Consider the following 25,947-nt stretch of genomic DNA (forward strand, 5'->3'; position numbering starts at 1 on the left):
GTCGGCTCCTCTTTGGTACGCGTTCAATAACGGATACGGCGAACACGGAAAGCACGCCCTTTTAATTTATCACGCTCAAGTTTGGCCTGAGCTTGCTGGATCACATTGCGCTCAACGGCCACATAGGCACTGCGGGCGAGTACTTTGATTTTACCCACTTGATCGCCGCGTAGCCCACCTTCACTGGTCAGCGCTCCCAGAATATCACCCGGGCGCAGCTTATCTTTCTTGCCACCGGCTAATTGCAGTGTCGCCATCGGCGGCTCAAACGGCACCGAGTGCTGGGGTTTAGGCATAGGTTCCGTTTTAATCGCCTGCTCCAGCAACCCTTCCAGCCGCTCCAACCGGTAGCTCTCTTTAGGGGTGACGAGCGTACAGGCAATGCCGCTGGCCCCGGCACGCCCGGTGCGCCCTACCCGGTGCACGTGAACATCAAGCTCGCGGGCAATTTGGTAGTTAAACACGGCATCTAGCTCGGCGATATCCAAGCCTCGGGCGGCCACATCGGTGGCCACCAAAATAGATACACTCTGATTGGCGAACAGAATCAGTATGCGGTCGCGGTCTTTCTGCTCAAGATCGCCATTCAGCGCCACGGCGCTAAACCCGGCATCTGTGAGCTGCTCGGCGACTGCTTGGGTTTCGCGTTTGGTATTGCAGAACACCACGCTGGTGGCAGGTCGATAGGTGAGCAGCAGCTGGCGCAGTGCATCGAATCGCGCCTCTTCATTGGCGACGCTATAAAAGTGCTGACGTATCGTGCTGGCATCGTGTACTTCAGCGATTTTGACCGTCACCGGATTACGCACTACCCCGCGGGTCATCTCGGTTAGGCCGCCTGACGACTGCTCATCCGGAAACGTTGCGCTAAACAGCAGCGTTTGGCGGTCAGCTGGGGTGTCGGCAATGATGTCATCAATGGTTGCCTGAAAGCCCATATCCAGCATGCGATCCGCTTCGTCCAGCACCAGCATGGTGAGAGAACCCAGAGCGAGCGAGCCTTTGCGCAAATGCTCATCGATACGCCCTGGGGTGCCGACCACAATGTGTGCCCCGTGCTCTAAAGAGCCGAGCTGCGGGCCAAAGGGCGCACCGCCGCAGAGGGTGAGTATTTTCACATTGGCCATACCGCGCGCCAAGCGGCGTAGTTCTTCAGCCACTTGGTCAGCGAGTTCTCGGGTGGGGCAAAGCACCAGGCCCTGCACCGCGAAGCTCTCCACTTTCAGCTTAGCTAGCAGCGCTAAACCAAACGCCGCGGTTTTGCCTGAGCCGGTTTTCGCCTGTGCCAGCACGTCGCGCCCGGCCAGCATGGGCGGCAAGCTTTCCGCCTGCACCGGCGACATTTCGTGGTAGCCGAGTGTGTCTAGATTCGTAAGTAGCGCCGTTGGAAGCGCCAGAGATGCAAAAGAAGTGTCGGACACAGAAAATTCCTGAAGGGGCCGTATTGCCCCGCAAACCTATAATGTGAAGCACCATACCAGAAAGTGCCTTACACTGCGCCGCCATCACATCGACATCACGCTGCCAGCGGTACGAATGTAGCCTGAATCAACGTAGCTAAGTCCTTTGGGGAAAGCTCAATCTCAAGCCCGCGGCGCCCTGCACTGACATAAATGCTGGCAAAATGTTCGGCGGAGTGATCAATAAAGGTGGCTAAGCGTTTTTTCTGCCCCAGCGGGCTAACGCCCCCCAGTACGTAGCCCGTCGTGCGCTCAACTTCCGACGGCTCTGCCATGGCCGCTTTTTTGGCCCCAGCGGCTTTGGCAATCTGCTTTAGGTTTAGCTGCCCTGTAACGGGCACAATGCCCACTGCCAGCTGCTTACCATCTAGCTTTACCACCAGCGTTTTAAATACTTGCTCAACCGCGACGCCCAGTTTTTCAGCCGCCTCCAACCCATAGGAGTGCGCGGTGGTATCGTGATGGTACTCATGGATTTGAAAGGCAATGCCTGCATGTTTTGCACTATTAATCGCCGGTGTCATTTCTCTCTCTTAAGTTAAAAGCGTCAATCAGTAGGAAAATACCACTACCCGCTGCTAGGCTTAATAACGTGACCGAGTTAAGGAAGTCAACTGACAGGAGTCTCAAAATGAAAGCCACTTCAAAAGCTCAGCAGAAAGCTGCTGGGGCAGCCCTTTCCGCTAAACGCGGCGAAACCAAGCCCAGCGAACTGGTAGGCGCCTCTAAAGAGATGTATGACTCGATGAGTGAAAACGAGCTAGAGGAGATGGCGGGCACAAAACGCAAAGGCAAGCCGCAGAAGAAAGAGGAGTAATCATTCTATTGGATAGCCCCTTGCCAGCTAAACTTGCCAGCGAAAAGAGACATATAAGAAACAGCGCCAGCTTCAATAAGCTGGCGCTGTTGTGTTGACTTACTAATCGTTACTGCTTGCAAGGCACCACTTTACGCAGGGTATCTTTTGCCCATAACGTTTGACCATCTGGCGTGCGACCGTGCTCGTTCCAGCGTTCGGCGGTTTCCAGGCAGAAAGAGCCGGCGCTTTCAACGCTCGCATCGCGGTTGGCCGGGCGCTCGCCGCCAATCCGCATAACGTCCGGATTGTTGGTGGTGTAACTTGGCGCAATGGTAGAACTAGCACAGCCAGCGACCAGTGCGGTCAGCAGCAGTACGGGTAAACAGCGGCGCAATGGCATGTTTTTACAACCCTCAACGTAGCACTATTAAGCCGACACCCATTGTCGGTAGCGCTTAATAGCACTGCCTTTAATCGGACGTCAATGCTTTTTCACATGCCTTAGCCAGCAACCAGGGTAAGGCTGGTAATCGGGCGTAGATTTAGCCGCTTACATCGTTGCTCGACGCTGTCCACAATCTCCTGGGCGTCGTCGAACTGCTGCTTGTCTAGCTGGATATCCACCATCAGGAAGCTGCCCACCTGGGCCAGGCGCACATCGTCGGCGGTGACATCAAAGTCGGCGACATCCTCCACCACCTCTTGCCGCACGCTGCTGCAAGAGCCGCCAAACATCAGCTCACGTAATGCCCCCTTGACCATACGAATCGGCATCGGGAGAAAATAGCCCGCAATGATCAGCACCATGACCGGGTCAGCGAAGCGCGCGTAGCTGGCCCAGGGCGACTGGGTTAGCGCCCAGGTAAGCGCAAAGCCCAACATGACGGCGGCACTCAGCCAGGTATCCATTTGCCACTGGCGCAGTTCTGCAGCCAGTAGCGAGGAGCGCGCCACCCGGGCGTAGCGCGCCAGCCACCACCAGGTTAATAAGCAGCCCGTCACATTGACCACACCAAACATCAGTGCCAAATCCAACGTGACCAGGCGCCCACCGTCGAGCAGGCTCCACAGGGCGGAGACCAGCGAGACGATACAGACCATCGCGATCACTACACCTTTGAGCAGCACGGCAAGCGGCTCTACCGTCAGCCGCCCAAAGGGGTAGTGATCATCCGCAGGTTTGCGCGCCTGCTGAAGCGCAAATAGCGATAACGACGCCAGTACCAGGCTTAACAGCGAGTAGCCACTGTCAAAAAGAATCGTTATGGAACCGCTGGTCAGCCCCAGCGCCAGCCCGGTAAACGCAAACAGGCTAGCGGAAATAGCTGAAAATCTTAGCGCACGGCGCTCGGCAACAAAGGGGGTCACGCGGATAACTCCATCACATTAGTCGAATTGTGGGCCATAATAGTCAGGTGTTATAACAATCACGAATCGCTCAGCGCCAATTTTACTGGCGCTCAAAGGGCTAACCGGGGTAACGATGCGCGCTGAACAGGTACAGGCTTTTATTGATGTCACCGAGCACGGCTCCTTTGCCGCTGCAGCGAGGCATACCGGCCTTAAACGCAGCACGTTGAGCGCCGCCGTCAACGCGCTGGAAGACAGCCTGGGCGTGGCGCTATTCGAGCGTTCGGGCAACAGCCTAACGCTAACCGCCGTAGGCGATAGCGTGCTTCCCGACTGCTACCGCTTGCTCACCAGCGCTAGTCGGATCAAAAAACACTGCCATCAGCACTTACAGGGGGTGGAAAGCCAGCTCGGTATTGCCCGCGATGACGCCTTGCCCGAAGCGTTTTGGCGCCAGGTGATGCACGATTTAAAACAGCAATTTCCGCTAACCGCGATTTCGGTCTACTTGGTGCCACCCCAGGAACATACTCAGTTTGTGCAGCGCCAGACGGTGGATATTGCCTTTGGCCTGTATACCGCCGAAGGCATCGACGCCAAGGCGGCCAATCTTGCCCCGGTGAGCATGCGCTTGGTGGCAGCGCCCCATCACCCGCTTAGCCGACTGCCCAGCGTTAACCGCGACGACCTGGCCCAGTACACTCAAGTGTGTTTAACCCACGTGCAGGATGACAAACTGATTAGCGAGGCGCTGTTTTCAGGCAATTACCTTGGGCTGACCATGTTTGAAGTCATTCGCGACGCTGTCATCAACGCGACCGGCTGGGCGCTGCTGCCTTACCCACTAATTAAAGGCGCCCTGGAGGCAGGTACGCTGTGCACGCTTAATCACGATTTGGCGTTGGATAGCCATTACTACCGCTATGTTGAAAGCGATAACTGTGGTGTGGTCGCCACCGCGCTATTGAATAAAGTGACGCATTTTTTAGCCACCCTGAATTAAGCCAATGCGGACTTACTGACATATCGTTGAAATCTTTTTTGTGGCAAAAAACGCCAAAGCCTTCCACGCTATTAAAAACAGCTAAATAAGGAGACGCCAGGACACGCCACGTGAGGAACACTGGTAAGTGTCATCTGGGCGTAATACGCACCTGCCAGTGTCGAAGTTGCCGTCAACCAAGGAGTGATTCCAACGATGGTACGACTCGATAAGAAAGCCACTCGGCTGTACGTGTTGGACACCAATGTCCTCATCCATGACCCCACCGCGCTCTACCACTTCGATGAGCACGATGTCGTTATCCCCATGACCGTCCTGGAGGAACTTGATAAGCACAAAAATGGCGTACGTGAAATTGCCCGCACGGCTCGCCAAATCAGCCGTACGCTCTCTGACCTTACCAGCCAAGTCACCTTTGATGAGATCCAACGTGGTATTCCGATTCCCCGGCTCAGCGGCGACACAGGACGCCTGCACTTTTTATGCTACAACGATTTAAAACTCTTTGACGCCCTCGACGATAGCCCCGATAACCGCATACTGGCAGAAACCTGCCGCCTACGCGAAGAACGTCCCGACGCCTCGGTCATCCTGATCACCAAAGATATCAACCTACGCGTTAAAGCCGCCGCGCTAAAAGTGCCTGTTGAGGATTACCTCAACGACCGTGCCTTCTCCGACAGCGACGCCATGATAGAAGGCGCTCAGGTCTACGCCTCTGCAGGCCAAAATGGCGCCTCACTGTGGGAAGCGTTGAATGTCGATGTCACTGTGGAGCGCCTGGATCACCATACTTTCTATCAGCTTACCGGCACTATGCCCCGCAACTGGCACGTGGGCATGCTGGTCTCGGATAGCGAAAACGGCGCCGAGTTCGAAGCGATCATTCGCGAACTGGGCCCTTCTTCGGCTCGCCTTCAGCTACTCACCAACTACCGCCACCACGCGGGCGTTTGGGGGGTTCACGCCCACGACAGCCGGCAAAATTTCACCCTCAACCTACTCATGGATCCCGATATTGACCTGGTGACCATTGCCGGTAATGCCGGTACCGGTAAGACCTTTATGACCCTGGCCGCGGCCTTTCAGCAGACGCTGGATGCCAAGCTGTTTGAGCGTATTGTGTTTACTCGCGCGCCTATCCCCATGGGGGAAGACATTGGCTTTCTACCCGGCACAGAGGAGGAGAAGATGTCACCGTGGATGGGCGCCTTCCACGACAATATGGATAACCTGCTGCGCAACGAGGAGGGAGAATCCAGCTGGGATAACGGCGCCACCCGTCAGTTAATTGGCTCGCGGGTACAAATCCGCTCGCCAAGTTTTATGCGCGGGCGCACCTTAAACGACACCTTTTTGATTATTGATGAAGCACAAAACTTTACCCCTAAACAGCTTAAGTCGCTGGTAACACGGGCGGGACGCAATACCAAAATTGTCTGCCTGGGCAATGTCGGGCAAATTGATACGCCCTATCTCACTGCCAACACCTGCGGCATGGCCGCGGTGGTGGAGCGTTTCCGTGATTGGCCCCACGCCGGGCATATCACCTTGAAAAGCGTTGAGCGCTCGCGCCTGGCACTGGCGGCGGAAGAACTGCTTTAACTTCTTTAAGCCCTCTTCTTTAAACCTGCTTGTTAAAACCCACCACCTCCCACCGCTAACAAAGGGTGGGGGTTATTCAGTTTCAGTGTTACCGGTTGAGCCCTTCAATGGCTGAGGGGCGCCAATGGTATCCGCGGCAAACGCCTCCCGCTCACCCAACGGGCGCGCCTCGCCAATGGTGGTGTCGGTGAAGGTTTGGCGTTCCATCTCACAGTTAACTTCCGCACCAAACAGCACCACAAAGGCGGAGAGCCAGAACCATAACATTAGCGCCACCACCGCTCCCAATGAGCCGTACAGCTCACTAAAGGTAGAGAAGTAGCGCACATAGAGCGAAAGCCCGCCGGAACCTAACAGCCACATCACCGTTGCCAACAGCGTGCCATAGCTTAACCAGCTCCACTGGGCTGAACGTCGATAGGGCGCGTAGCGGTAGAGCAGCGCAATCAGCATACTCATCATCAACAATAGTGCAGGCCAGCGCAGCCACTGCAGTATTCGATTCAGCGGTTGGTCAATCGCCAGGGCGTTGACGACCACCGGCACGATAGCAATAAAAGCCAGCGAGACCAGGGTCATAAAAATCAAGCCAAAGGTCAGCGATACCAATACCGTACTGCGATGTAACAGGCTGCGCTTTTCGCTTTCGCCGTAGACTACATTAAGGCCAATCACCAATACCGCCACCCCTTTGGAAGCGATAAACATGGCAATCAGCAACCCGGCGAGAGCACCTAGAAAGTTACCTGACTCCGCACTCTCAACGACCTGTTGGGCCTGCTTATCGATTAACTCGGCAGCATCCGGTGGCATAAAGCGGCTAATTTCGTACAACTGCTGGCCAGCTTCATAAGGATCAAACAGCAACCCCCAAAGAGAAATGACCGCTGCAATGGTAGGAAACAACGCCAATAAGGCGTAGAAAGCCACACCGGCGGCCAGCATAGTAAGGCGGTTACGGCGCGCGGCGCGCACTACCCGCCAGGCAATATCCTGCCAGCCACGTTGCGGGATATCAGCGGGTACCTGCGCGCGGCGACCGCGCGAGAGCTTACTCATAGCAGGCTCCTGACAAGCACATTGAAAACAGTCGTCTCATCGCTGGCCTTCCCACATCAGTAGCGCCGCAAGCAATACGGCAAGCACCATCATCAAGCCACTGGCATGGTGACGCAACCAGGACTCGGCCGATAACAGCCGCGTTAAATGCCCCATCAACGTTTCTTCGGTTTGTTGTGCGGTTGCCACGCTCGTCGCTTTCATCTGGGCGCAGCAGTGCCCGAACCAGCGTAATGGCACCAGCACAGCGACTACAATACCCGCGTAAAGCCACCATAGGTCGCCTGCGGGGAGCGATTTACCCTTCAGCGGCCGCGTTAGTAGCCAGCCCATCGCGGCGAACACAACCCCGACCGGCAAGGGCCACATGATTCCGAGCCACTCTTTCAGCGGCGGTATCTCGATGCTTCCTGCAGGAAGGGGAAGCCAAAGCGGCGTTAACAGCGCTGCAGCGATGGCGACTAACCAGGCACCCCACTGCTCGCGGTTACTGCCCCCTTGATGGCGCTGCTGCCACTGACGCCATAAGGCAACACTCACCAGTGCCGCCGTGCCAACTGCAGCCCAACTGAGCAGCTTGATCAAGGACTCATGGTGCATTTCATAGAGCGGACTCTTCACGCCCCACTTGCTGACCAGGCCTGCACCAATGGTGCCTGCCAATGATATTCCCGGAAGCGCTAGCAATGCCCATATCAACGGCAGCGGCCAGCGGGGTAGGTGCTCGCTGATACTAGTACCCATAAACAAAGCGCCTTTGGCCAGCGCGTGATGGGCAGCAAACAGCACCAAGCCTGGCCATAGCAGCGGCCATACCTCTGGGGCGACTAAGCCCATGGCCACCAGCGCGGTCATCATGCCCATCTGGCTGATACTGGAGTAGGCCAACACGGCTTTGGGATGGCGCTGAAAAACCCCATACAGCGCGGCGCCAAAGGCAGCCGCAAGCCCCGCCATCAGCATCAGGTTGCCAAACTGGACTAGCGATGATGACACCTGTTCATCACCCAGCGGCAGCACACTGATCCAGCCCAATAGCCCTGCCTTAATCATCGCCCCACTCAGTACCGCACTGGCGGGCGCCGGTGCCACCGGGTGGGCCAGTGGTAGCCATACGTGCAGGCCGATAACGCCTGCTTTCACACCAAAACCCAAGCACAGCAAAGTGGCCATCCATGCGCCTTGCTCAGCGACTAAAATACCTTCGCGTACCCCTTGTAGCGTAAGTGTATCGGCTTCCCCGGCCGCCCAGAGAAAGCCACCAAGAATAAGCCCCTCTCCCACCACGGCTAATATCAAATAGGCCTTTGCCCCCAGCCGTGCTTCCTGTGAACCGCTATGCACTACGAGGGCGTAGGCGGCGAAGGTCATCAGCGCAAAGCCTAGATAAAAGCTGGCGATATCCTGGGCAATAATCAACAGCACGTTGCCGAGCAGCGTCAGCGGCCACAACAGCGCCAAACGCAACAGGCGCCGCTCGGCGTCTTGATCACCGTCCTGAGCCTTCGCCTGCTCCGCTGCAAAATAGCCCCTGGCATGAAACGCCGCCAGGCTCCAGAGCAGCGCGGTAAACGCGAGCCAGGGGCGGCTTAGCGAGTTGAGCGCCCATTCGCCGCCCAGCATCCAGGCATCCATCGTCCACTGCGCTTCGCCGCCGTAGGCTAACAGCAGCGCTGGCCAACCGGCGCTTAGCCATAGCGCTGAAAAGTAGCCACGCTGGGCAGCGGAAATACGATAGCCGTTACGTAGCGTCCAACCGACGACGGCCAGCGGCCAGAGCAATGTTAGCGCAAGCAGCAGAGTCATCATGGCAGGTACTCCCCGATGGCTACCCGAGCCGCCCAATCCAAGGGGCTAAAGGGCAGCCCTGCAAATAGCCCAGCGCCCAGGCTGGCCATGGCGGTAAACACCATGGGTAAAAGCAGCCAGCCATGGGTTTCAAAACGGCCTAGACGCTGCTCTTTGGGCCAACTCCCTTTGCCATGGGAGGGCCCTGAACGGAACCATAAGCGGTGCACAATGGGTAAAAAGTACATGGCATTAAGCGTACTGCTTGCCACTAGCACAGCGACGACCCAGTACATCTCAGCCTGAATCGCGCCAACCCCGAGATACCACTTGGTAATAAAACCCGCCACCGGGGGAAGGCCAATCATGCCTAACGCGCCGATAGTAAATGCAATGCTGGTCAACGGCATGCGCTTACCGGCGCCGTCCATTTCATCGATGCGATGAATCCCCAGCTCTTCGGCATAGTTACCTGCACAGAAGAACAGCGTGACCTTCATTAGGCCCTGATGCAGCAAGTGGGCTAAAGCACCAACGGTGCCAAACGGGCCGAATAAGCCTATACCGAGTATGACGTAGGAGACCTGGCTGACGGTGGAGAACGCTAGGCGTGGTTTGAGCTCCTCTTGAGCAATCGCCCTTAACGAGCCATAGATAATCGTAATAGAGGCCGCTACCGCTAAGGCGGTGATAACGCCCAGCTCCACGCTCAGCTCAATGCCAAACAGGTCGTAAACCACCCGCAAAATGCCAAATGCGCCCGCCTTCACCACCGCGACCGCGTGCAGCAGCGCACTCACCGGTGCGGGCGCCACCATCGCTCTGGGTAGCCAGCCGTGCAGCGGCACCATGGCCGCTTTTACCGCCAACCCGCCTACCAAGAGGGCAAATATCAGCGTTAGCAGGCCACGGTGATCGTTCACATAGTCGCCCAAGCCCTCTTCTGAAGAGAACGATTGATCCCCGGTCAGGCTATACAACAGCACCGCCCCCAGTAGCAGCACCACACCGGCGCTTAGCGTATAGCGTAAATAGACACGTCCCGCATTGAGGGCTTGCTGCGTCCCCTTGTGAACCACCAGTGGGTAGGTGGAGAGCGTCAACATTTCGTAGAAAATCAGGAAGGTAAACAGGTTATCGGCGAGGGCAATGCCGATGGTGCTCGCAACGCACAGGCTGAAAAAGCCAAAAAAGCGCTTCCTGTTGGCAGAACCTTCCAGATAGCCGATGGCATAAACCGTGGTGCATAGCCACAGCAGTGACGATAACCCGGCGAACATCACCCCTAGCGCATCGCTGCGCAGTACGAAATCAACACCCCCGACTACCTGAAAGCTAAAAATATCCTCATGACCTGCGGCTACTCGCCTGACCATCAGCATAACCAAAATAATCTTAACCACTGCCGCCGCGAGGTTGATCGTGGTGCGTAGTCGTCTGGCGTCTTCCGGCAGCGCAAAAATAATCACCACCACCAGGAGCGAGGTCGCCAAAGCGGTCAGCGGTAACCAGGCGGCGTTCATGGGCTACCTCCATGCATCAATTCCAGCGGAAAATGCGCCAATAGTCCTAGGGCGAACGCAATCAGGGCCAGCGTTAGTGCGATCAGATCCATACCGGGCGCCAGAGGTTGGTAACGATGGCGAGGAGCTGTTTCGTCAAACGAGTAACGAAACAGGCGGAATATATAGGCCGCGGTTAATAGCGTGCCGGTTAATAACGCCGCCACCGCCCACCACTGCTGGGTGATGATCATCGCTTGCAGCAGCATCCATTTGGCCGTAAAGCCAGCACTGGGCGGAAGGCCCATTAGCGTGATAGAGGCGATGCCAAACACCAGCAGTGACAGCGGCAAACGGCGGCTGGTACCCGCCAATCCTTTGAGCGTGCTCTCACCGGTGGCCAGTATTAGGTTGCCTGCTGCCATAAACATGGCGGCTTTGGCAAAGGCGTGGCCCATTAGCTGCAGCCAGAACCCTTCCCAAGCTAACGCCCGGGGCAGCGGTTCGATATTTGGCCCCAGCAGCAGTGGAAAAGCCACCATCAGGTAGCCCAACTGGGCCACGGTGGACGAAGCAACCAGGGTTTTAAGCGAATCAGTACGCCATGCCAGCAATCCGCCCCATACAATCGCCAGCAGGCCTAACCAGGCGATAACACGCGGGGCATAGAACGTTTCAGGGAGTAGAATGCTCCACAGTTGCAGGAGTATAAACAGCGACGCTTTGATCACCAGCGCGGCATGCAACGCGCTCACGGGTGTCCAGGCACTCTCATGCACCGGGGTCAGCCAGGCATGCAGCGGAAACAGTGCCGCTTTTAAGGCCAGACCAGTGCCGATCAGGGCGGCGGCGAACCATGCCACCGGGCCAGGCTCTATAACATCAGCCAAGCCCTGCAGATCCAATCGACCCCAGTGGCCTAAAATCAGCGCGACCCCGAGTAGATAGGTGAGCGAGCCTACCAGCGCCAACAGCAAATAGCGCATTCCCGCCACTAGCGCGGGCACCTTTCCCGATAACAGCAGCATACCCACCGCCGCCAAGCCCATCAGTTCCAGTGCTAGGTAAAGGGTCAACAGGTCGGTGGCCAACCAAATTAATGAGAGTGCACTCAGCACAACGCCCATCAGCGGCCAGAGCCAGCGTGCCAAAGGCCCGGTTTCGCTTAAGCGCAGATAGCCAGGTGTATAAAGCGCCGCAGCAACGCCGATCACCTGGGTCATTAACAGCAGTAGCACGCTCAGCCCGTTTAAGCGGAGCGATAAGTGAACACCGGCTATTTCCCACTGCCAGCGGAGCAGACCCGCCTGGTCATAAGCAGATAGCAACATCCACCCGGACGCCAATATTGGCAGGCTCGCCAGCGCAACGGGAAAGGCTCGTTTAGGAGGAAATAGTGCAGCTAAGAGACCTAGCAGCAGCGGCAAGCCAAGCGCAGCTAACAGCGCCCAATGGGTGCTAGCAAGAGGTTCAAAGGTGCTATCGAAAAGGCCAAAGCGCCAAATCATGTAGCGCTCTCCTTGCGCTTACCGTCGCGCCCTAAGGCTTCGACCCCTTCCAGATGCAAAAGCTGTCTAATCAGCAGCGCGCCCAGCATGCTTCCCAGCCAGGCGACTAGCAGCCCGACGCTAATTAACGCCTGGGCAGACGCCGAGGTGCCCGCCACACCGGCCAGCAGCATAAATACCCCCGAGCCGAGAATATTGAACGCTAGCAACCGGCGCAGTAAATGGCGATGTAATGCAAACGCCCCCAGAGCGCTGGCGGCAATCACCACGCCCGCCAGCAGCAGCGGATGCTGTGAAGGTGAATACGCCATGTCAGCGATAACATAGCGAATGGCGGCACCGACCATGACAAACCAGGCCAGCGCCAAGAACACGCGCATCGCCACCCGCGGCCAGGGCTCGCTAAATCTATCCCGCTCGAGAGGGGATGAAACGCCGGGTAAAACGTGGCCCAGGGCATAAAAAAAACAGGCCCCGGTTAGCGCAACGCCCAACACCAATTCGACAGCGGCGAGCCAGGGAGCCTCTAGCCACCACCAAGCCAGCGTCATTGAAGCCGCAAAGGCGACAAAAAAGCAGCAGGCACGCAGCAAGTGGCGATCAAACAGGCACACTAGTGCCGACGCCGTCAGGCACAGCGCCAGCAGTATTTCCATTGCATCAAGAGGTTTAATCGCATCAAAGAAAGCTATCATTCGTTTTCGCTACATCCTTGCATCGGTCACGAATAGGAATAGGCGCTTAGTTTAGGCGAGAACCCAACCATTTGCCGATATCATTGACCTGCTGGGGGCAGAGCGCATGGGCCATAGGGTATTGGCGATAGTTGACCGCGTAGCCCATCTCTTTTAAGCGCTCGGCGCCGCTACGTCCCAGGCTTTCAGGCACAATGGGGTCAAAGTTACCGTGCTGAACTTCCACAGGAATCTGGCGGTTAGCTTCTGCAAGGTCGATATTGTCGGCAGTCGCGAAGTAGGTCGACATGGCTAACAAGCCACCCAGCGGCGCGGGAAAAGTCAACGCGGCGTGGTAGGCAACCGCGCCACCCTGCGAAAAGCCCGCGACAATAATGCGCTGGCTATCGATCCCCTGATCAATCTGCTCTTGAATCAGCGCTTGGATGCGCTCAGCGGATTTCTTGAGCTGAACCTCATCAACCCGACGCCCCAAGTCCATGGCGAGAATATCGTACCAGGCGGGCATCACCATGCCGCCATTAATCGTCACCGGCAGGCGCGGCGCATGGGGCATGATAAAGCGCACGTGGGAATCTTTTGGCAGCGCCAGTGCGGGCACCAGCGGTTCAAAATCGTGCCCATCCGCGCCTAAGCCGTGAATAATGAACACACAGGCATCGGCGGGTTGACCATCTTTCGGCTCAATAATCAGTTCGCCAGGAGCAGTCATAACGTCGTATTCCTTATGCAAAAAGGGCCACCCTAGCGCAAACCTGCGTTAACAGCGAGCGGGAGAGCGCCTAAAATAGTCACAGCCCACTTAAAAAGGCCATACCAGGGGAATTAACACCAGCGCTATGGCACCCGTCAGTATATTTAATCCACTGCCCAGGCGTAGAAAATCGCTCACCCGGTAACCCCCAGGGCCATACACCATCAAATTGGTTTGATAGCCGATGGGGGTTAAAAAGCTCGCCGAGGCGGCAAACATGACGGCCACCACATAGGGCATTGGGCTAACGCCCAAGCTTTCCGCGGCGCTCATCACCACCGGGAAAATAATCACCGCCGCAGCGTTATTGGTGACCAGCTCGGTAAGCAGCGCCACCACGCAGTAAGTGCCGATTAACAGCAACAGTGGATTACCCGCCACCAGAGTCAATACTCCGCCACCGATCGCCCCGGCAGCACCGGAACTCTGCAACGCCGCCCCCACCCCAAAGGAGGCGGCAATGGTGAGCAGTACCTGGGTATCCAAGCCGCGCTTGGCAGCGCCCACCGAACAACAGCCGGTCATCAACGCCAATGCGGCACCCAGCATGGCCGCGTTAAGCATGCTCAACACACCGAAAGCGGCGAGTAGCACGGCACCTAATAGCAGGCCCCAGGCGAGCGGCGCTTTTTCATGGATCGGCCGCGCCGCGCCATTGAGTTCACTGATCAGCAAAAAGTCCCGTGACTGGCGGTGACGCTCAATAAACGGGGGCCGCGCTTCCAGCAGCAGCACATCGGCGGGCTGCAGCCGCACCTGCCCCAGATTGCCCTTAACCCGTTCACCGCCACGGCAGATCGCCAGCACTGCGGCTCCATACAAGGTTCTAAAGTGGCCATCGCGAATTCGCTGGCCAATAAACTGGCACTGGTTAGACACCACCGCCTCAACCAAGCGACGCTCTTTAAACTCCTTCTCCAAACTGGAAGTGCCATCCCGGGAGGGGATCAAACCGCGGATTTGCTGCAGCTCCACCGCCGCATCAGAGGTGCCTGCAAATACCAGCCGGTCACCACCTTTGAGTTGTTCGCCAGGCCCCACCACGCTGACCACGTTACCCTCGCGCTCAATCTCGACCAGAAACAGCTCTTGTAGGTGGCGTAGTCCTGCCTCTTCGACGCTGCGATCCACCAGCACACCTGCCGGGTCGACTTCCATTTCAATGGTAAACTCTCGCGGGTTAGCGAACGCATTGGCCAGCCCCTCCCGAGCGGGCAACAGACGTGGCCCTAACAAAATGAGATAGGCAAGTCCTGCTACGGCTACAGGAACACCCACCCAAGCCAAATCCAACAGCCCCATGCCAAGCTCTGGGTAGCGCTCCAGCAGCAACCCATGCACCACCAAGTTGGTGCTGGTACCAAATAGTGTGATGGTGCCACCCAGGATAGAAGCGAAACTAAGCGGCATCAGCAGCCGCTGGGGAGACAAGCGCAGCCGACGGCTCCAGCTCATGACCGCGGGGATATAGGTAGCAACGACGGGGGTATTATTGACAAAGCCACTAAGCGAGGCTACCGGCAGCAGCAGTCGAACCAGCGCGCCCCGCTCGCTTTTGGGCCGTTTGAGCACATAGCGAATGATCAGGTCGATGCCGCCGGTTTCGCGAATACTGGCGACCAGTACATACATAAACGCTACGGTAAACAGGCCGCTATTAGAGAAGCCGCCCAGCGCCTGCTGGGGGTCAATCACCCCCAGCGTCATTAGCCCAATAACCGCGCCCAACAAAATAATATCCGGCCCCAGGCGTGAAAAGGCCATCAACGGGAAGATGGTGAGCACCACCCCTACCGCTATCCAAGCATCCAGCGACATAACCACCACATCCTTAACAAATAAGCATGAGGGTATTGTGAAGCCAATCTTATATTCTAAAAAGTTATTTTTAGAAACATTTAAAGATCAAAATGGAATATACTTGTGAGGTGTGAGGTGTGAGGTGTGAGGTGTGAGGTGTGAGGTGTGAGGTGTGAGGTGTGAGGTGTGAGGTGTGAGGCAAGTATATATTTGCCTGTTCATATAGACACAAAGAACCCCGCGCTTGGCGGGGTTCTTTGATCAATCAACGCTAGGCGGTGATTGCTAACATGTCAGTGCGCAGAAATTAATCAACGACTTTGATGTTAGAAGCTTGAAGGCCTTTTTGACCCTGAGTGACGTCGAAGGAAACCTTCTGGCCGTCTTGCAGGGATTTGAAGCCTTCTGCCTGAATTTCTGAGAAATGCGCGAACAGGTCGTCGCCATTGTCGTCAGGAGAAATAAAGCCGAAACCTTTAGTGTCGTTAAACCACTTAACGGTACCAGTTGCCATAATCAAAATCCTCAATGTTGCTAATTAAACCGGGAAATACCCGAATTACAGTGGGTATAACAAGAGACTTTCACCAGATTTAACGCTAGAGGCGCTTCTATACTGCTGACAACGTTCGACTTGCTAACCAACTGCCCACATTTTGCGCTTAACCACCCACCCACGTCAACACCCCCTAACAATGCTGATAAATAACGCTTATTGCTAAGTGCTGCCGGAAACGTCATGGCACTCAGCCAGCATCCAGCCGGCAGCCTTCTCCGCAATCATCAGCGTAGGCGAATTGGTGTTACCACTGGTGATGGTTGGCATAACGCTCGCATCGGCCACTCTCAAGCCGCTAATGCCGTGCACCCGCAAGCGCGCATCGACCACCGCCATGGCGTCATCCTCGCGGCCCATTCGCGCGGTGCCCACGGGGTGGAAAATAGTCGTGCCAATATCCCCGGCCAGCCGGGCTAGCTCATCGTCACTTTGGTACTCGACGCCGGGCTTGACCTCTTCCGGCGCGTATTTGGCAAACGCAGGCTGCTCCGCGATGCGCCGGGTTACCCGCAGTGAATCCGCCGCCACTTTGCGATCCTCTGGGGTGCTCAGGTAGTTAGGCGAAATCGCCGGGGCCTGGCGCGGGTCGCTGCTTTTAAGCCGCACCGTGCCCCGGCTGGTAGGGTTCAAATTACACACGCTGGCAGTAATCGCCGGATAAGGGTGTAACGGCTGACCAAAGGCTTCCAGGCTTAGCGGCTGCACGTGGTACTGAATATTGGGGTGCGGCTGATCCTGGGTACTGCGGGTAAATGCGCCCAACTGCGAAGGCGCCATACTCATCGGCCCCGAGCGTTTAAGCAGGTACTCAAGGCCAATTCCCGCCTTACCCCACAGCGTACTGGCCATGGCATTGAGGGTTTTGCCATTGGTGATGCGATATATCGAGCGAATCTGCAGGTGATCCTGCAGGTTCTCGCCCACCCCCGGCAGTTCATGGACGACCTCAACGCCATGTTCGTGCAACAGTTCGGTCGACCCTACACCAGAAAGTTGTAACAGGTGTGGCGTGCCAATCGCTCCCGCGCACAGCACTACTTCCTTGCTCGCCGCAACGCGAAGGGGGTTGCCCTCACGCTCTACCTCCACGCCTGTGCATTGCAGTGTGTCTGCGCGGTTTGCAAACAGCAGGCGATTTACTTGAGTGGAGTGCCATAGCGTCAGGTTGTCGCGTTTGAGTGCGGGGCGCAAAAATGCCTTGGCGGTATTCCAGCGCCAGCCCGAGCGCTGATTAACCTCAAAGTAGGCCACGCCCTCATTAGAGCCGCGGTTAAAATCGTCGCTGCGGGGTATGCCCGCTTGCACGGCAGCTTCGGCAAAGTCATCCAGCACCTGCCACTTGAGGCGCTGCTTTTCGATTCGCCATTCACCGCCGTGACCATGAAAATCCCGGTGTTTGGCATCGGCATCGCCGCCCTCATCCAGGCGGTAATGGTCTTCATGTTTGATAAAGTCGGGTAAACAGTTCTCCCAGCGCCAGGCATCGTCGCCGGTGACTTCGGCCCAATGGTCGTAGTCCCGTGCCTGGCCGCGCATATAGATCATGCCATTAATGCTTGAGCATCCGCCCAGGGTTTTGCCCCGTGGGTAGATCAAAGAACGGCCGTTGAGCCCTTTGTCTGGCTCGGTGCGAAACAGCCAATCGGTACGCGGGTTATTAATGCAGTAGAGATACCCCACCGGAATATGGATCCAGTGGTAGTTATCGCGACCGCCCGCTTCGATCAACAGCACTTTGTTGCTGGGGTTGGCGCTGAGTCGGTTAGCCAGCAGGCACCCGGCGGTGCCTGCTCCTACCACGATATAGTCAAAATTATTATTAGTTGCCGATGGCATGCGTTGGCTCCCATAACGTGTAGGCGTTACTTCGCCGTGGGCATGACAAATTCAGCGCCTGCGTCGATGGAGTCTGACCAGCGCTGCATAATGGATTTCTGTTTGGTGTAGAAACGCACGCCCTCTTCGCCATAAGCGTGCGTATCACCAAACAGCGAGCGCTTCCAGCCGCCAAAGCCGTGCCACGCCATGGGTACCGGAATAGGCACATTGATACCCACCATGCCGACCTGAATGCGGCGGCCAAACTCCCTAGCTACCGTGCCGCTTTCAGTAAAGCAGCTAACGCCGTTGCCAAACTCGTGGTCGTTAATCAACTGGATCGCCGTAGCGATATCCGGCACCCGTACGCAGACCAGTACCGGGCCAAAAATTTCTTCTTTGTAGATCGTCATCTCCGGGGTCACGTTGTCGAACAGCGTGCCACCCATCCAGAAGCCTTCAGCGCAGCTTTCCCCTGCCGATGCAGCATCAAAGTGGCGGCCATCGACCACCAGTTCGGCGCCTTCCGCCACGCCTTTTTCGATATAGCCAGTAATCCGCTGATGAGCCTCACGGGTCACAATGGGGCCCATTTCTGCATCCAGCTGCATACCATCTTTTACTTTCAATGCCTTGGCACGCTCCGCCAGCGCTGGCACGACTTTGTCCGCCACATCGCCGACTAAAACCGCCACGCTAATCGCCATGCAGCGCTCACCGGCAGAGCCATAGGCCGCACCGATCAGAGCGTCGACGGCTTTATCTAAATGCGCATCCGGCATTACCACCATATGGTTTTTAGCCCCGCCGAGGGCTTGAATGCGTTTACCGTTACGGGCGCCGCGCTCGTAGATCAGGTTGGCAATCGGCGTAGACCCCACGAACGAGAGCGCCTTAACGTGCGGGTGATCGATAAGGGCTTCCACCGAGTCTTTGTCACCCTGCACAACGTTAAACACGCCATCGGGCAGGCCCGCCTGCTTCAGCAGGTCGGCCATCAGCAGCGAAGCGCTGGGGTCGAGCGGGCTAGGCTTCAAAATAAACGTATTACCTGCGGCGATCGCCAGTGGGAACATCCACATTGGCACCATGGCAGGGAAATTAAATGGCGTTATACCAGCGACGACACCTAACGGCTGGCGCGTCGTCCAGTTATCGATTCCGGTGCTCACTTGTTCGGTGTAGTCACCCTTTAACAACTGCGGGATACCACAAGCAAATTCAACAATATCGATACCGCGGGCCACTTCCCCCTGGGCATCGGTGAATACTTTGCCGTGCTCCTTGGTGATCGCTTCGGCTAGTTCATCTTTATGGGCGTTCAGCAATTCCAAAAACTTGAACATTACCCGGGCGCGGCGAATGGGCGGCGTATCTGCCCAGGCTGGGAAAGCGGCTTGGGCGGCCTCTACCGCGGTATTAACATCCACCGGGGAAGCCAGCGATACACGGCCGGTAACGCGGCCAGTGGCGGGGTTGAATACGTCCTGGGTTTGAGACGAGTCACCCGCGGTAACCTGACCATTAATAAAGTGCTGAATCGCTGTTGTTGTCATGGGAGTACCTGTTTTAAGAACGCATGTTGGGGGCTTGTGCAGAATGCTTACTTTCAGCCTAGCCTACTGGGCCTAGCGAGCGGATCAATTGAGTTATTCAAAAGCCAGTTATAAGCTCTGTTAATATCAGCGTTCTATTTGAGGCCTACCATGCAGGACTACGCCACACTGCGCGCCTTCGTGGCCGTTGCACGAACGGGCAGCGTGTCACGCGCCGCTGAGCAGCTACACCTGACGCAACCCGCCATTAGCCTAAAGTTGAAGCAGCTACAGGCGAACTTGGGCCTCACGCTGTTCAGCCGCCGCCCCCAGGGGCTTGCCTTGACGACCGACGGCCACGCGCTGTTACCCGCCGCTGAAAAAGCCCTGGCCAGCGCCCAGGCGTTTGAGCAAACCGCCGGAACACTGCACAGCACGCTGCGCGGCAAGCTCTCAATCGGCACCATTGTCGACCCGGAATTCCTCCGCCTGGGGGCCTTTTTAAGCCGCCTAATGGCCCGTGCGCCGCAGTTGGAAACCGAGCTTCAGCATGGCATGAGCGGCAGCGTGCTTAACCGCGTGGAACAGGGTGATTTAGATATCGGTTTTTATCTAGCGCCGCCTGGCGAAGGCCCTGGCCTAGCCTCTGAGCTCGCCCCTGGCAAAGGGCATGCGGCGCTGGCCTGGCGTGAGCTAACGCATTTTCACTACCATGTGATTGCCCCTGCAGGCTGGGAAAACCGGCTTATGGATACCCGCTGGGAGCACCTGGCGACGCTGCCGTGGATTGTCACGCCCCAAAATTCCGCCCACCATCGGCTGTTAAAACAGGCGCTTGGGCCAAGCGGCGCAGTGCCCAATCGGGTGGCCCAGGTTGATCAAGAGGCCTGCATGCTTGACCTGGTTCGCGCAGGCGTTGGCCTAAGCCTGGCCCGGGACGCCCTGGCGATGACCGAGCGCCAGGAGAGTGGTCTAGCCGTAGCCGACAACATTCGCCTACCCTGCGCATTGAGCTTTATCTGGCGCCACGACAGCGCCAACGAGCCGCCGGTGAAAGCTGCGCTAAGCACACTGGATGAGGTATGGCCACACCGTCCCGGCTAGCTTGTAAGAGAACAGCTTGTAAGAGAACAGCTATAAGAGAATGGCTGTAAGGAAATCGCGTCTCAAGCTACTAATCGATTCAATAACACGAGATGACGCCACCGCCACTGGAGTGCCAACATGAACCGACTTCCGCTCTTGCGCCCTTTAACGCTGTGCATCATGGCAGTTGTAGGCTTCGCCAGTGCACCACTTTATGCTCAATCCTCTCAAGATCAGGCATCTCAAGAGCATGCCAATGCAGAGGCTACGTTTGCCGGTGGCTGCTTCTGGTGCATGGAACCCCCTTACGACAACCAACCCGGCGTCAGTGCCACTATTTCCGGCTATATCGGCGGCGAGCTTGAGAACCCCAGCTACGAAGATATCACCCGAGGTAACACGGGCCACGCTGAAGTTGTGCAAATCGAATACGACCCTGAACAAATCAGCTACGCACAGCTATTGGAGATCTTCTGGCGCAATATCGACCCCTTTGCCGTTGACCGCCAGTTCTGCGATGTGGGCGATCAGTACCGTTCGGCGATCTTTTATCACAACGACGAGCAGCGCGAGCTGGCCGAAGCGTCCAAAGCGGAAATGGAGACGCGTTTTGACCGGGACATTGCCACACAGATTATTCCGGCCACCACCTTCTGGCCTGCCGAGGAGTACCACCAGGATTATTATCAAAAGAACCCCGTACGCTATAAATTTTACCGCTACAGCTGTGGTCGTGATGGCCGCCTGGAAGAGGTCTGGGGTGAAGAAGCCGGCGGGCCTACGTTTGAGTAGCAAAGCCTCTTATTCGCTTTCCTCACGGAACTGATGCCTCAAAACACTGCCCCACGGTGAGCGCTTAATTATGCAAACACGCTCATTTGTACTAGAGTGACTGCACATGAGAAGTAGACCGGTCGACTAAACGCCCAGGAGCTGGACGCTTTGACCCAAACGTTGATCTATAGATAGGAGATCTTATGAGCAACAACATTACGACGATTAATCCCACCAATGGTGAAACCCTCGAAACCTACGCGTTGATGAGCAGCGCGGAAGCCAAACAGGTAGTAGACGCCTGCTACGAGGCATTTCTCGATTGGCGCCTGGAATCGCTGGAAAGCCGCGCTAAAACGGTAAAAGCCATTGGCCAAGCGTTGCAGGCGCATAAAGAAGAGCTTGCCGACCTTATGGTCAAAGAGATGGGCAAACTGCCTTCTCAGGCTCGCCAGGAAGTCGATCTGTGCACCGGCATCTGTGACTACACTGCTGAACACGGCCCCAAGAAGCTAGCCGACGAAGAGCGCCAGCCTGGCAATGGCGAGCGTGGCTTTGTGACCTATTCACCCATGGGTGTGATCTACGGCATTCAGCCTTGGAACTTCCCCGCGTATCAGGTAGTACGTTACTCCATCGCCAATATAATGGCGGGTAACGGCGTGCTGCTAAAACACGCTGAAAACGTGACCGGTAGCGGGCTGCTGCTGGAAAAGATCTACCGCGAAGCGGGTCTTCCGGAAAACGTCTTCCGTACGCTGGTAATCTCTCACGACATTTCTGACGAAGTGATTGCCCACTCTGCCGTACGGGGCGTAACGCTAACGGGTAGCGATGGCGCAGGTCGTAAAGTCGGTGCCAAAGCGGCTGAGAACCTGAAAAAGACGGTACTGGAGTTAGGCTCCAATGACGCCTACTTAGTGCTAGATGACGCTGATATGGACGTCGCGATTGACACCTGTGTGACAGGGCGTGTCTATAACGGCGGGCAAACCTGTGTGGCGGCCAAACGGTTTGTAGTGACTGAAAAGAACTACGAAACGTTCAAACAGCGCTATGTAGAACGCATGCAGGCACTCAACGCGGGTGACCCCACCCAGGAAGGCAGCGATTTAGGCCCCATGGCCCGTGTCGATCTTCGCGATGGGCTTCACGATCAAGTGGAAGAAAGTGTTCGTAAAGGTGCGAAGATTCTCTGCGGCGGTGAAAAGCCTTCAGGTAAAGGTGCCTTCTATCCGGTCACCGTGCTGGATAACGTCACGCCCGGCCAGCCCGCTTACGATGACGAGCTGTTTGGCCCGGTGGCAGCGCTGATTCGTGCCAAAGATGACGAAGACGCCATGCGAATTGCCAACGACAGCCGTTACGGTTTGGGCGGCGGCATCATCTCTAAAGATGTGAAGCGCGCCACCGAACTTGCCAGTAAATACTTTGATACCGGCATGGTGTTTATCAATGGCTTTGGCGTTGCCACCCCGGAAATGCCCTTTGGCGGCGTTAAAAACTCCGGCTACGGCCGTGAGCATGGCGGCTTCGGTATGCTTGAGTTCGTCAATGTTAAGTCGGTCATTGTCGTTCAAGAGTAATTACGGTGAGCTAACGCAACAACATACAAAAAGTTACAGCAATTTGTAAAAAGTATCGCCGCAGGACTTCATTAAACTGCCCCTGAAGGTCGGACATCCAATCCAACCTTCGGGTTTTTTTTATGAGGAAACAATACGACGAGGAATTCAAACTGCTGATCGTGAAGCAGTGTTTACGCGAGAACACCAGCCTAAAAAAGGTGGCTCGCCAACATGGTCTGGAGAGCTTCATGTGTGGCAATTGCAAGCTAGCGGCGGCATGGCGCGCTGAAAAGGGAACCACCCTTCCCTGCGTTTTACGCCTTGTCTGGCACTCTTTGAGGCAGCAACGCGGCCCGCGATGAAACGCCAACAGACCCTAGGGATCCATTCAGATAGTGCAGAGCATCATTGCCATTTATTGCCAATAAAATAGCCATACAGGGAGTCGCTCGCTCTGGTGGGCACTTAGAACTCAAACGGCTCGCATCAATTTTCTCTAAAAAAGTTATCAACTATTTACGATCTCCGTAATGACGGCTCTGCTCGATAAACACCAAACTCTCCCGCAACTTCTGCCAGCTTATTGTGTAATGCTGTCAGAAGTTCAGCCTTGGCCGAACTGGGGCGATGGATCATGCCAATCTGCCTGAAGACTTGGGGCTCACCGAACGGCAATGTCAGCATATCGCGACCATTCTCGCGCACCGCGATATTTGGCACGATGCTGGCACCGAGACCCGCGGCCACGCACTCCACGATGGCTGGCACGGTGTCGATCTCAGCGATGTCCTTCACCGCTATGCCTAGCCGGGCCAGCTCGTTGTTGATCATCGCGCCCAGCGGCACGTTACTGCCGAAGCGCACGAAGGGTAGCGTTTCCAGCAACTGTTGAACCGGCATAGGCGGTGTACCGGGCGGCGCTATCACTACTAGCGGCTCGCGTATGAACGGCGACCATAAGAGATCGCGCGAAACGCCGGAGTGCTCGGCGACCACCGCTACATCCAGCCGGTCGGCGTTGACATCACTGATCAACGTTGAAGACATGCCCACTCGTAGGTTTACGTTCAGCTCGGGGAACTCCTGACGCAGTGCCACTATGGCACGTGGCAATAGACCGATAGTACTGGTGCGCACCGAGCCAATATTGAGCGTACCCGTTATCTGTTTCCCGGACAGAACACCACGGGTTTCATCCACCAAGGCCAGAACCTGTTTAGCCGTTTCAAGCATTTTCAGCCCCTGCAAGTTGAGGCTAGGAGGGCGAGAGTCACGATTGAACAACTGAGTATCTAGCTCCTGCTCAAGCGAATGGACCTGTTGGCTAACAGCGGAAGGGGTCAAATTTACAATCAAGGCCGCCCGCGCGAATGTGCCATGCTCAGCGATTGCTACGAATGTTCGTAGTTGGCGAGTATCCATAACCCCTCCTCAAATGAAGAAATACTTAATATAAAGGCAAATATTATTCGCTTTTGTATAAAAAATCTTCCTGTATTCTAAAAATCAATTCGAAAGCAGTCGCCTGTGATGCTACGCCGATCAGTGTCCGGCTGCCCTCGTTACAACAGGGAGGATCTATTTTGGCACTACAACCCACGATTCTAATAACAGGCCCCGACCTTGCCCCCACTGCAAAGCAAATAGCCGAAGACGCTGGCTATACCCTCGTTCACACCCCCCCCTATCCATCTGAGGAGGTACTCACTGACTTCCTCACACAGTACGACCCGGTTGGAGTCGTGTCTCGCATGGGGCAATTTGGTGCCGGCGCTATCGCAGCAGGGAAATCGCTGCGGGTTATCTCCAAGCATGGCGCAGGCGTCGACAATATCGACATCGATGCGTCAACCCAACATGGCATCCAAGTCATCCGAGCGGCAGGTGGCAATGCCGTCTCTGTCGCGGAACACACGGTTGCCCTAATGTTCTCGACGATCAAACGTTTGCTGCCACTGGATGCGAGCATGCGTGAAGGGCGCTGGGAAAAGGCCGATTTCCTCGGTCGAGAATTATCCGGCATGCGTTTAGGTCTAGTGGGTGGCGGCGCCATCGCTACCGCCGTAGTGAAACTAGTGAAAGGCATGGGTCTGGACGTGCTCGTCTACGACCCCTATGCCTCGGTGGACGCCATCAAAGCTATGGGCGCACGCCGCGCCGAACGACTCGAGGACCTACTCCGCCAATCGGACATCGTTAGCCTGCACTGCCCCCTTACCGAAAGCAATAAGCACATCATTAACGCCGAGATGCTAGCCCTAATGCCGGCCGACAGCTACGTCATCAATACTTCTCGGGGTGGTCTGATCGACGAGGCGGCCCTGCTTGCTGCCCTAGAGAGTGGTCATATTGCAGGCGCAGGACTAGACACTTTCGAACAAGAGCCGCCATTGGACGTGAACGCTCTGGCCGCGTCTGAGCGAGTTATTCTCACGCCCCATATCGCAGGCGTCACCAAAGAAGCTGGCAAGCGCGTCGGCGAACTGGCGGTAAGCGGTATCGTGGACTTCCTAGCTGGAGAAACGCTACCGAAAGCCCGCTTGGTCAACACTCTAGCCTGAGCGCACCATCTTTATGTTTAGTCACATGACGGAGAAATACAATGACAGTCGGAAATAGAGTTCTTCAGCGCCAGCACCGTGTCGACGACGACCTCGTTAAAGCGTTCGCGGCACTGCCTGTCGCGGTGGTCAGCGATAGTATGTCCCGCGTATTCGCTGGCGGCTCGGGCCTTCGTCCCATGCATCGCGATGGCAACCTCGCTGGAGTCGCCCTTACTGTTCGTACGCGCCCCGGTGATAACCTGATGCTGCACAAGGCCATCGACATGGCCCAGCCCGGTGACGTCATCGTCTGCGATGCCGGAGGGGACACCACCAATGCCCTGATGGGTGAGTTAATGCTGGCTTACGCGGTCAAGAAAGGCGTTGCAGGTTTCGTGCTCAACGGTGCGCTGCGCGACCTGGACGGCTTTCGCGATACCAACCTGCCGACCTTCGCCGTGGGCGTCACGCATCGCGGCCCATACAAAAACGGGCCAGGTGAGATCAATACTCCGATCAACCTTGGCGGGATGGTTATTGAGCCTGGCGACCTAATTCTGGGTGACGCCGATGGAGTGCTGGCCGTTCCCTACGCCGATGCAGAGACGGTGCTCAAAGCCGCCCAAGCGAAACAGGCTGCCGAAGAAAAGCAGATGGCCGCCATCCACTCCGGCGAGAACGACCGCACCTGGGTCGATAAGGCTTTGGAAACGACGGGCTGTAGTCTCCTGCGAGGCTGAG

The 25,947-nt window shown here is 56.4% G+C and carries 24 protein-coding genes; 9 read left to right on the top strand and 15 right to left on the bottom strand.

Annotated features, from left to right (window positions below):
* Positions 1-23: 23 nt before the first annotated feature.
* On the bottom strand, positions 24-1,421 hold the full coding sequence (dbpA, locus tag J7J49_RS08475; protein WP_215091764.1) for an ATP-dependent RNA helicase DbpA: 1,398 nt from the start codon (positions 1,419-1,421) through the stop codon (positions 24-26).
* Between the two features lie 95 nt (positions 1,422-1,516).
* Positions 1,517-1,984, bottom strand: a complete 468-nt coding sequence (gene ybaK / locus J7J49_RS08480; RefSeq protein WP_215091766.1) for a Cys-tRNA(Pro) deacylase — start codon at positions 1,982-1,984, stop codon at positions 1,517-1,519.
* A 107-nt stretch (positions 1,985-2,091) separates the two neighbouring features.
* Here ybaK and J7J49_RS08485 point away from each other — a divergent pair, with 107 nt between their 5' ends.
* Entirely contained in the window at positions 2,092-2,277 is a 186-nt protein-coding gene (locus J7J49_RS08485; protein ID WP_215091767.1) for a DUF3008 family protein, read from the top strand.
* Between the two features lie 109 nt (positions 2,278-2,386).
* Here J7J49_RS08485 and J7J49_RS08490 read toward each other — a convergent pair whose 3' ends face one another.
* Together J7J49_RS08490 and J7J49_RS08495 are read right to left on the bottom strand one after the other, a co-directional pair.
* Positions 2,387-2,659, bottom strand: a complete 273-nt coding sequence (locus J7J49_RS08490; protein WP_064232474.1) for a hypothetical protein — start codon at positions 2,657-2,659, stop codon at positions 2,387-2,389.
* A gap of 101 nt (positions 2,660-2,760) precedes the next feature.
* Positions 2,761-3,627: a cation diffusion facilitator family transporter gene (locus J7J49_RS08495; RefSeq protein ID WP_215091768.1), complete on the bottom strand. Its 867-nt coding sequence runs from the start codon at positions 3,625-3,627 to the stop codon at positions 2,761-2,763.
* A gap of 115 nt (positions 3,628-3,742) precedes the next feature.
* Between J7J49_RS08495 and J7J49_RS08500 the strand changes: the two genes are divergently transcribed.
* Together J7J49_RS08500 and J7J49_RS08505 are read left to right on the top strand one after the other, a co-directional pair.
* Complete coding sequence (locus J7J49_RS08500) at positions 3,743-4,612, top strand: LysR family transcriptional regulator (RefSeq protein ID WP_064232472.1); 870 nt, start codon at positions 3,743-3,745, stop codon at positions 4,610-4,612.
* A 195-nt stretch (positions 4,613-4,807) separates the two neighbouring features.
* Positions 4,808-6,217, top strand: coding sequence for a PhoH family protein (locus J7J49_RS08505; protein WP_064232471.1), 1,410 nt, complete (start codon positions 4,808-4,810; stop codon positions 6,215-6,217).
* Positions 6,218-6,289: 72 nt separating this feature from the next.
* Here J7J49_RS08505 and J7J49_RS08510 read toward each other — a convergent pair whose 3' ends face one another.
* The 10 genes from J7J49_RS08510 to J7J49_RS08555 all read right to left on the bottom strand — a co-directional run bounded on the left by J7J49_RS08510 (position 6,290) and on the right by J7J49_RS08555 (position 19,256).
* Positions 6,290-7,276, bottom strand: coding sequence for a YihY/virulence factor BrkB family protein (locus J7J49_RS08510; protein WP_064232470.1), 987 nt, complete (start codon positions 7,274-7,276; stop codon positions 6,290-6,292).
* Positions 7,277-7,312: 36 nt separating this feature from the next.
* Positions 7,313-9,085 carry a complex I subunit 5 family protein gene (locus J7J49_RS08515; protein WP_215091769.1) on the bottom strand — a complete coding sequence of 591 codons (1,773 nt, stop codon included), beginning with the start codon at positions 9,083-9,085 and terminating at the stop codon, positions 7,313-7,315.
* On the bottom strand, positions 9,082-10,587 hold the full coding sequence (locus J7J49_RS08520) for a complex I subunit 5 family protein (protein ID WP_064232468.1): 1,506 nt from the start codon (positions 10,585-10,587) through the stop codon (positions 9,082-9,084). The genes J7J49_RS08515 and J7J49_RS08520 overlap by 4 nt, the downstream gene beginning before the upstream one ends.
* A complete protein-coding gene (locus J7J49_RS08525; protein ID WP_215091771.1) occupies positions 10,584-12,074 on the bottom strand; it encodes a complex I subunit 5 family protein in 1,491 nt (496 codons plus the stop codon). Before J7J49_RS08525 ends, J7J49_RS08520 begins: the two co-directional genes overlap by 4 nt.
* Entirely contained in the window at positions 12,071-12,769 is a 699-nt protein-coding gene (locus J7J49_RS08530) for a hydrogenase subunit MbhD domain-containing protein (protein WP_215091774.1), read from the bottom strand. The genes J7J49_RS08525 and J7J49_RS08530 overlap by 4 nt, the downstream gene beginning before the upstream one ends.
* A 46-nt stretch (positions 12,770-12,815) precedes the next feature.
* Positions 12,816-13,481 (bottom strand): alpha/beta hydrolase, encoded by a 666-nt coding sequence (locus J7J49_RS08535; RefSeq protein ID WP_215091776.1) that lies wholly within the window; start codon positions 13,479-13,481, stop codon positions 12,816-12,818.
* Positions 13,482-13,571: 90 nt separating this feature from the next.
* Positions 13,572-15,341 carry an SLC13 family permease gene (locus J7J49_RS08540; RefSeq protein ID WP_215091778.1) on the bottom strand — a complete coding sequence of 590 codons (1,770 nt, stop codon included), beginning with the start codon at positions 15,339-15,341 and terminating at the stop codon, positions 13,572-13,574.
* A gap of 289 nt (positions 15,342-15,630) precedes the next feature.
* Positions 15,631-15,837: a cold-shock protein gene (locus tag J7J49_RS08545; protein ID WP_064234423.1), complete on the bottom strand. Its 207-nt coding sequence runs from the start codon at positions 15,835-15,837 to the stop codon at positions 15,631-15,633.
* A 204-nt stretch (positions 15,838-16,041) separates the two neighbouring features.
* The gene (locus tag J7J49_RS08550; RefSeq protein ID WP_215091780.1) at positions 16,042-17,718 is read right to left on the bottom strand and encodes a GMC family oxidoreductase; all 1,677 of its coding nucleotides are present in this window, start codon (positions 17,716-17,718) and stop codon (positions 16,042-16,044) included.
* Between the two features lie 26 nt (positions 17,719-17,744).
* Positions 17,745-19,256 carry a CoA-acylating methylmalonate-semialdehyde dehydrogenase gene (locus J7J49_RS08555; protein WP_215091783.1) on the bottom strand — a complete coding sequence of 504 codons (1,512 nt, stop codon included), beginning with the start codon at positions 19,254-19,256 and terminating at the stop codon, positions 17,745-17,747.
* A gap of 150 nt (positions 19,257-19,406) precedes the next feature.
* Here J7J49_RS08555 and J7J49_RS08560 point away from each other — a divergent pair, with 150 nt between their 5' ends.
* The 4 genes from J7J49_RS08560 (at position 19,407) to J7J49_RS22785 (ending at position 23,025) form a co-directional block, all read left to right on the top strand.
* Positions 19,407-20,339: a LysR family transcriptional regulator gene (locus J7J49_RS08560; protein WP_064234420.1), complete on the top strand. Its 933-nt coding sequence runs from the start codon at positions 19,407-19,409 to the stop codon at positions 20,337-20,339.
* Between the two features lie 120 nt (positions 20,340-20,459).
* The gene (msrA, locus tag J7J49_RS08565) at positions 20,460-21,113 is read left to right on the top strand and encodes a peptide-methionine (S)-S-oxide reductase MsrA (protein ID WP_215091785.1); all 654 of its coding nucleotides are present in this window, start codon (positions 20,460-20,462) and stop codon (positions 21,111-21,113) included.
* A gap of 185 nt (positions 21,114-21,298) precedes the next feature.
* A complete protein-coding gene (locus tag J7J49_RS08570) occupies positions 21,299-22,681 on the top strand; it encodes an NAD-dependent succinate-semialdehyde dehydrogenase (protein ID WP_215091787.1) in 1,383 nt (460 codons plus the stop codon).
* A 122-nt stretch (positions 22,682-22,803) separates the two neighbouring features.
* Positions 22,804-23,025 carry a transposase gene (locus J7J49_RS22785; RefSeq protein ID WP_215091789.1) on the top strand — a complete coding sequence of 74 codons (222 nt, stop codon included), beginning with the start codon at positions 22,804-22,806 and terminating at the stop codon, positions 23,023-23,025.
* Between the two features lie 154 nt (positions 23,026-23,179).
* Here J7J49_RS22785 and J7J49_RS08580 read toward each other — a convergent pair whose 3' ends face one another.
* Positions 23,180-24,085 (bottom strand): LysR family transcriptional regulator, encoded by a 906-nt coding sequence (locus J7J49_RS08580; RefSeq protein ID WP_215091791.1) that lies wholly within the window; start codon positions 24,083-24,085, stop codon positions 23,180-23,182.
* Between the two features lie 161 nt (positions 24,086-24,246).
* On the opposite strand from J7J49_RS08580, the gene J7J49_RS08585 reads away from it, so the two are divergent.
* Complete coding sequence (locus J7J49_RS08585) at positions 24,247-25,224, top strand: hydroxyacid dehydrogenase (protein ID WP_215091794.1); 978 nt, start codon at positions 24,247-24,249, stop codon at positions 25,222-25,224.
* Between the two features lie 41 nt (positions 25,225-25,265).
* Positions 25,266-25,946, top strand: coding sequence for an RraA family protein (locus tag J7J49_RS08590; RefSeq protein WP_215091795.1), 681 nt, complete (start codon positions 25,266-25,268; stop codon positions 25,944-25,946).
* The last annotated feature ends 1 nt before the right edge of the window (position 25,947 follow it).

This window comes from Halomonas sp. ISL-56, assembly GCF_018612805.1.
Classification (GTDB): domain Bacteria; phylum Pseudomonadota; class Gammaproteobacteria; order Pseudomonadales; family Halomonadaceae; genus Vreelandella.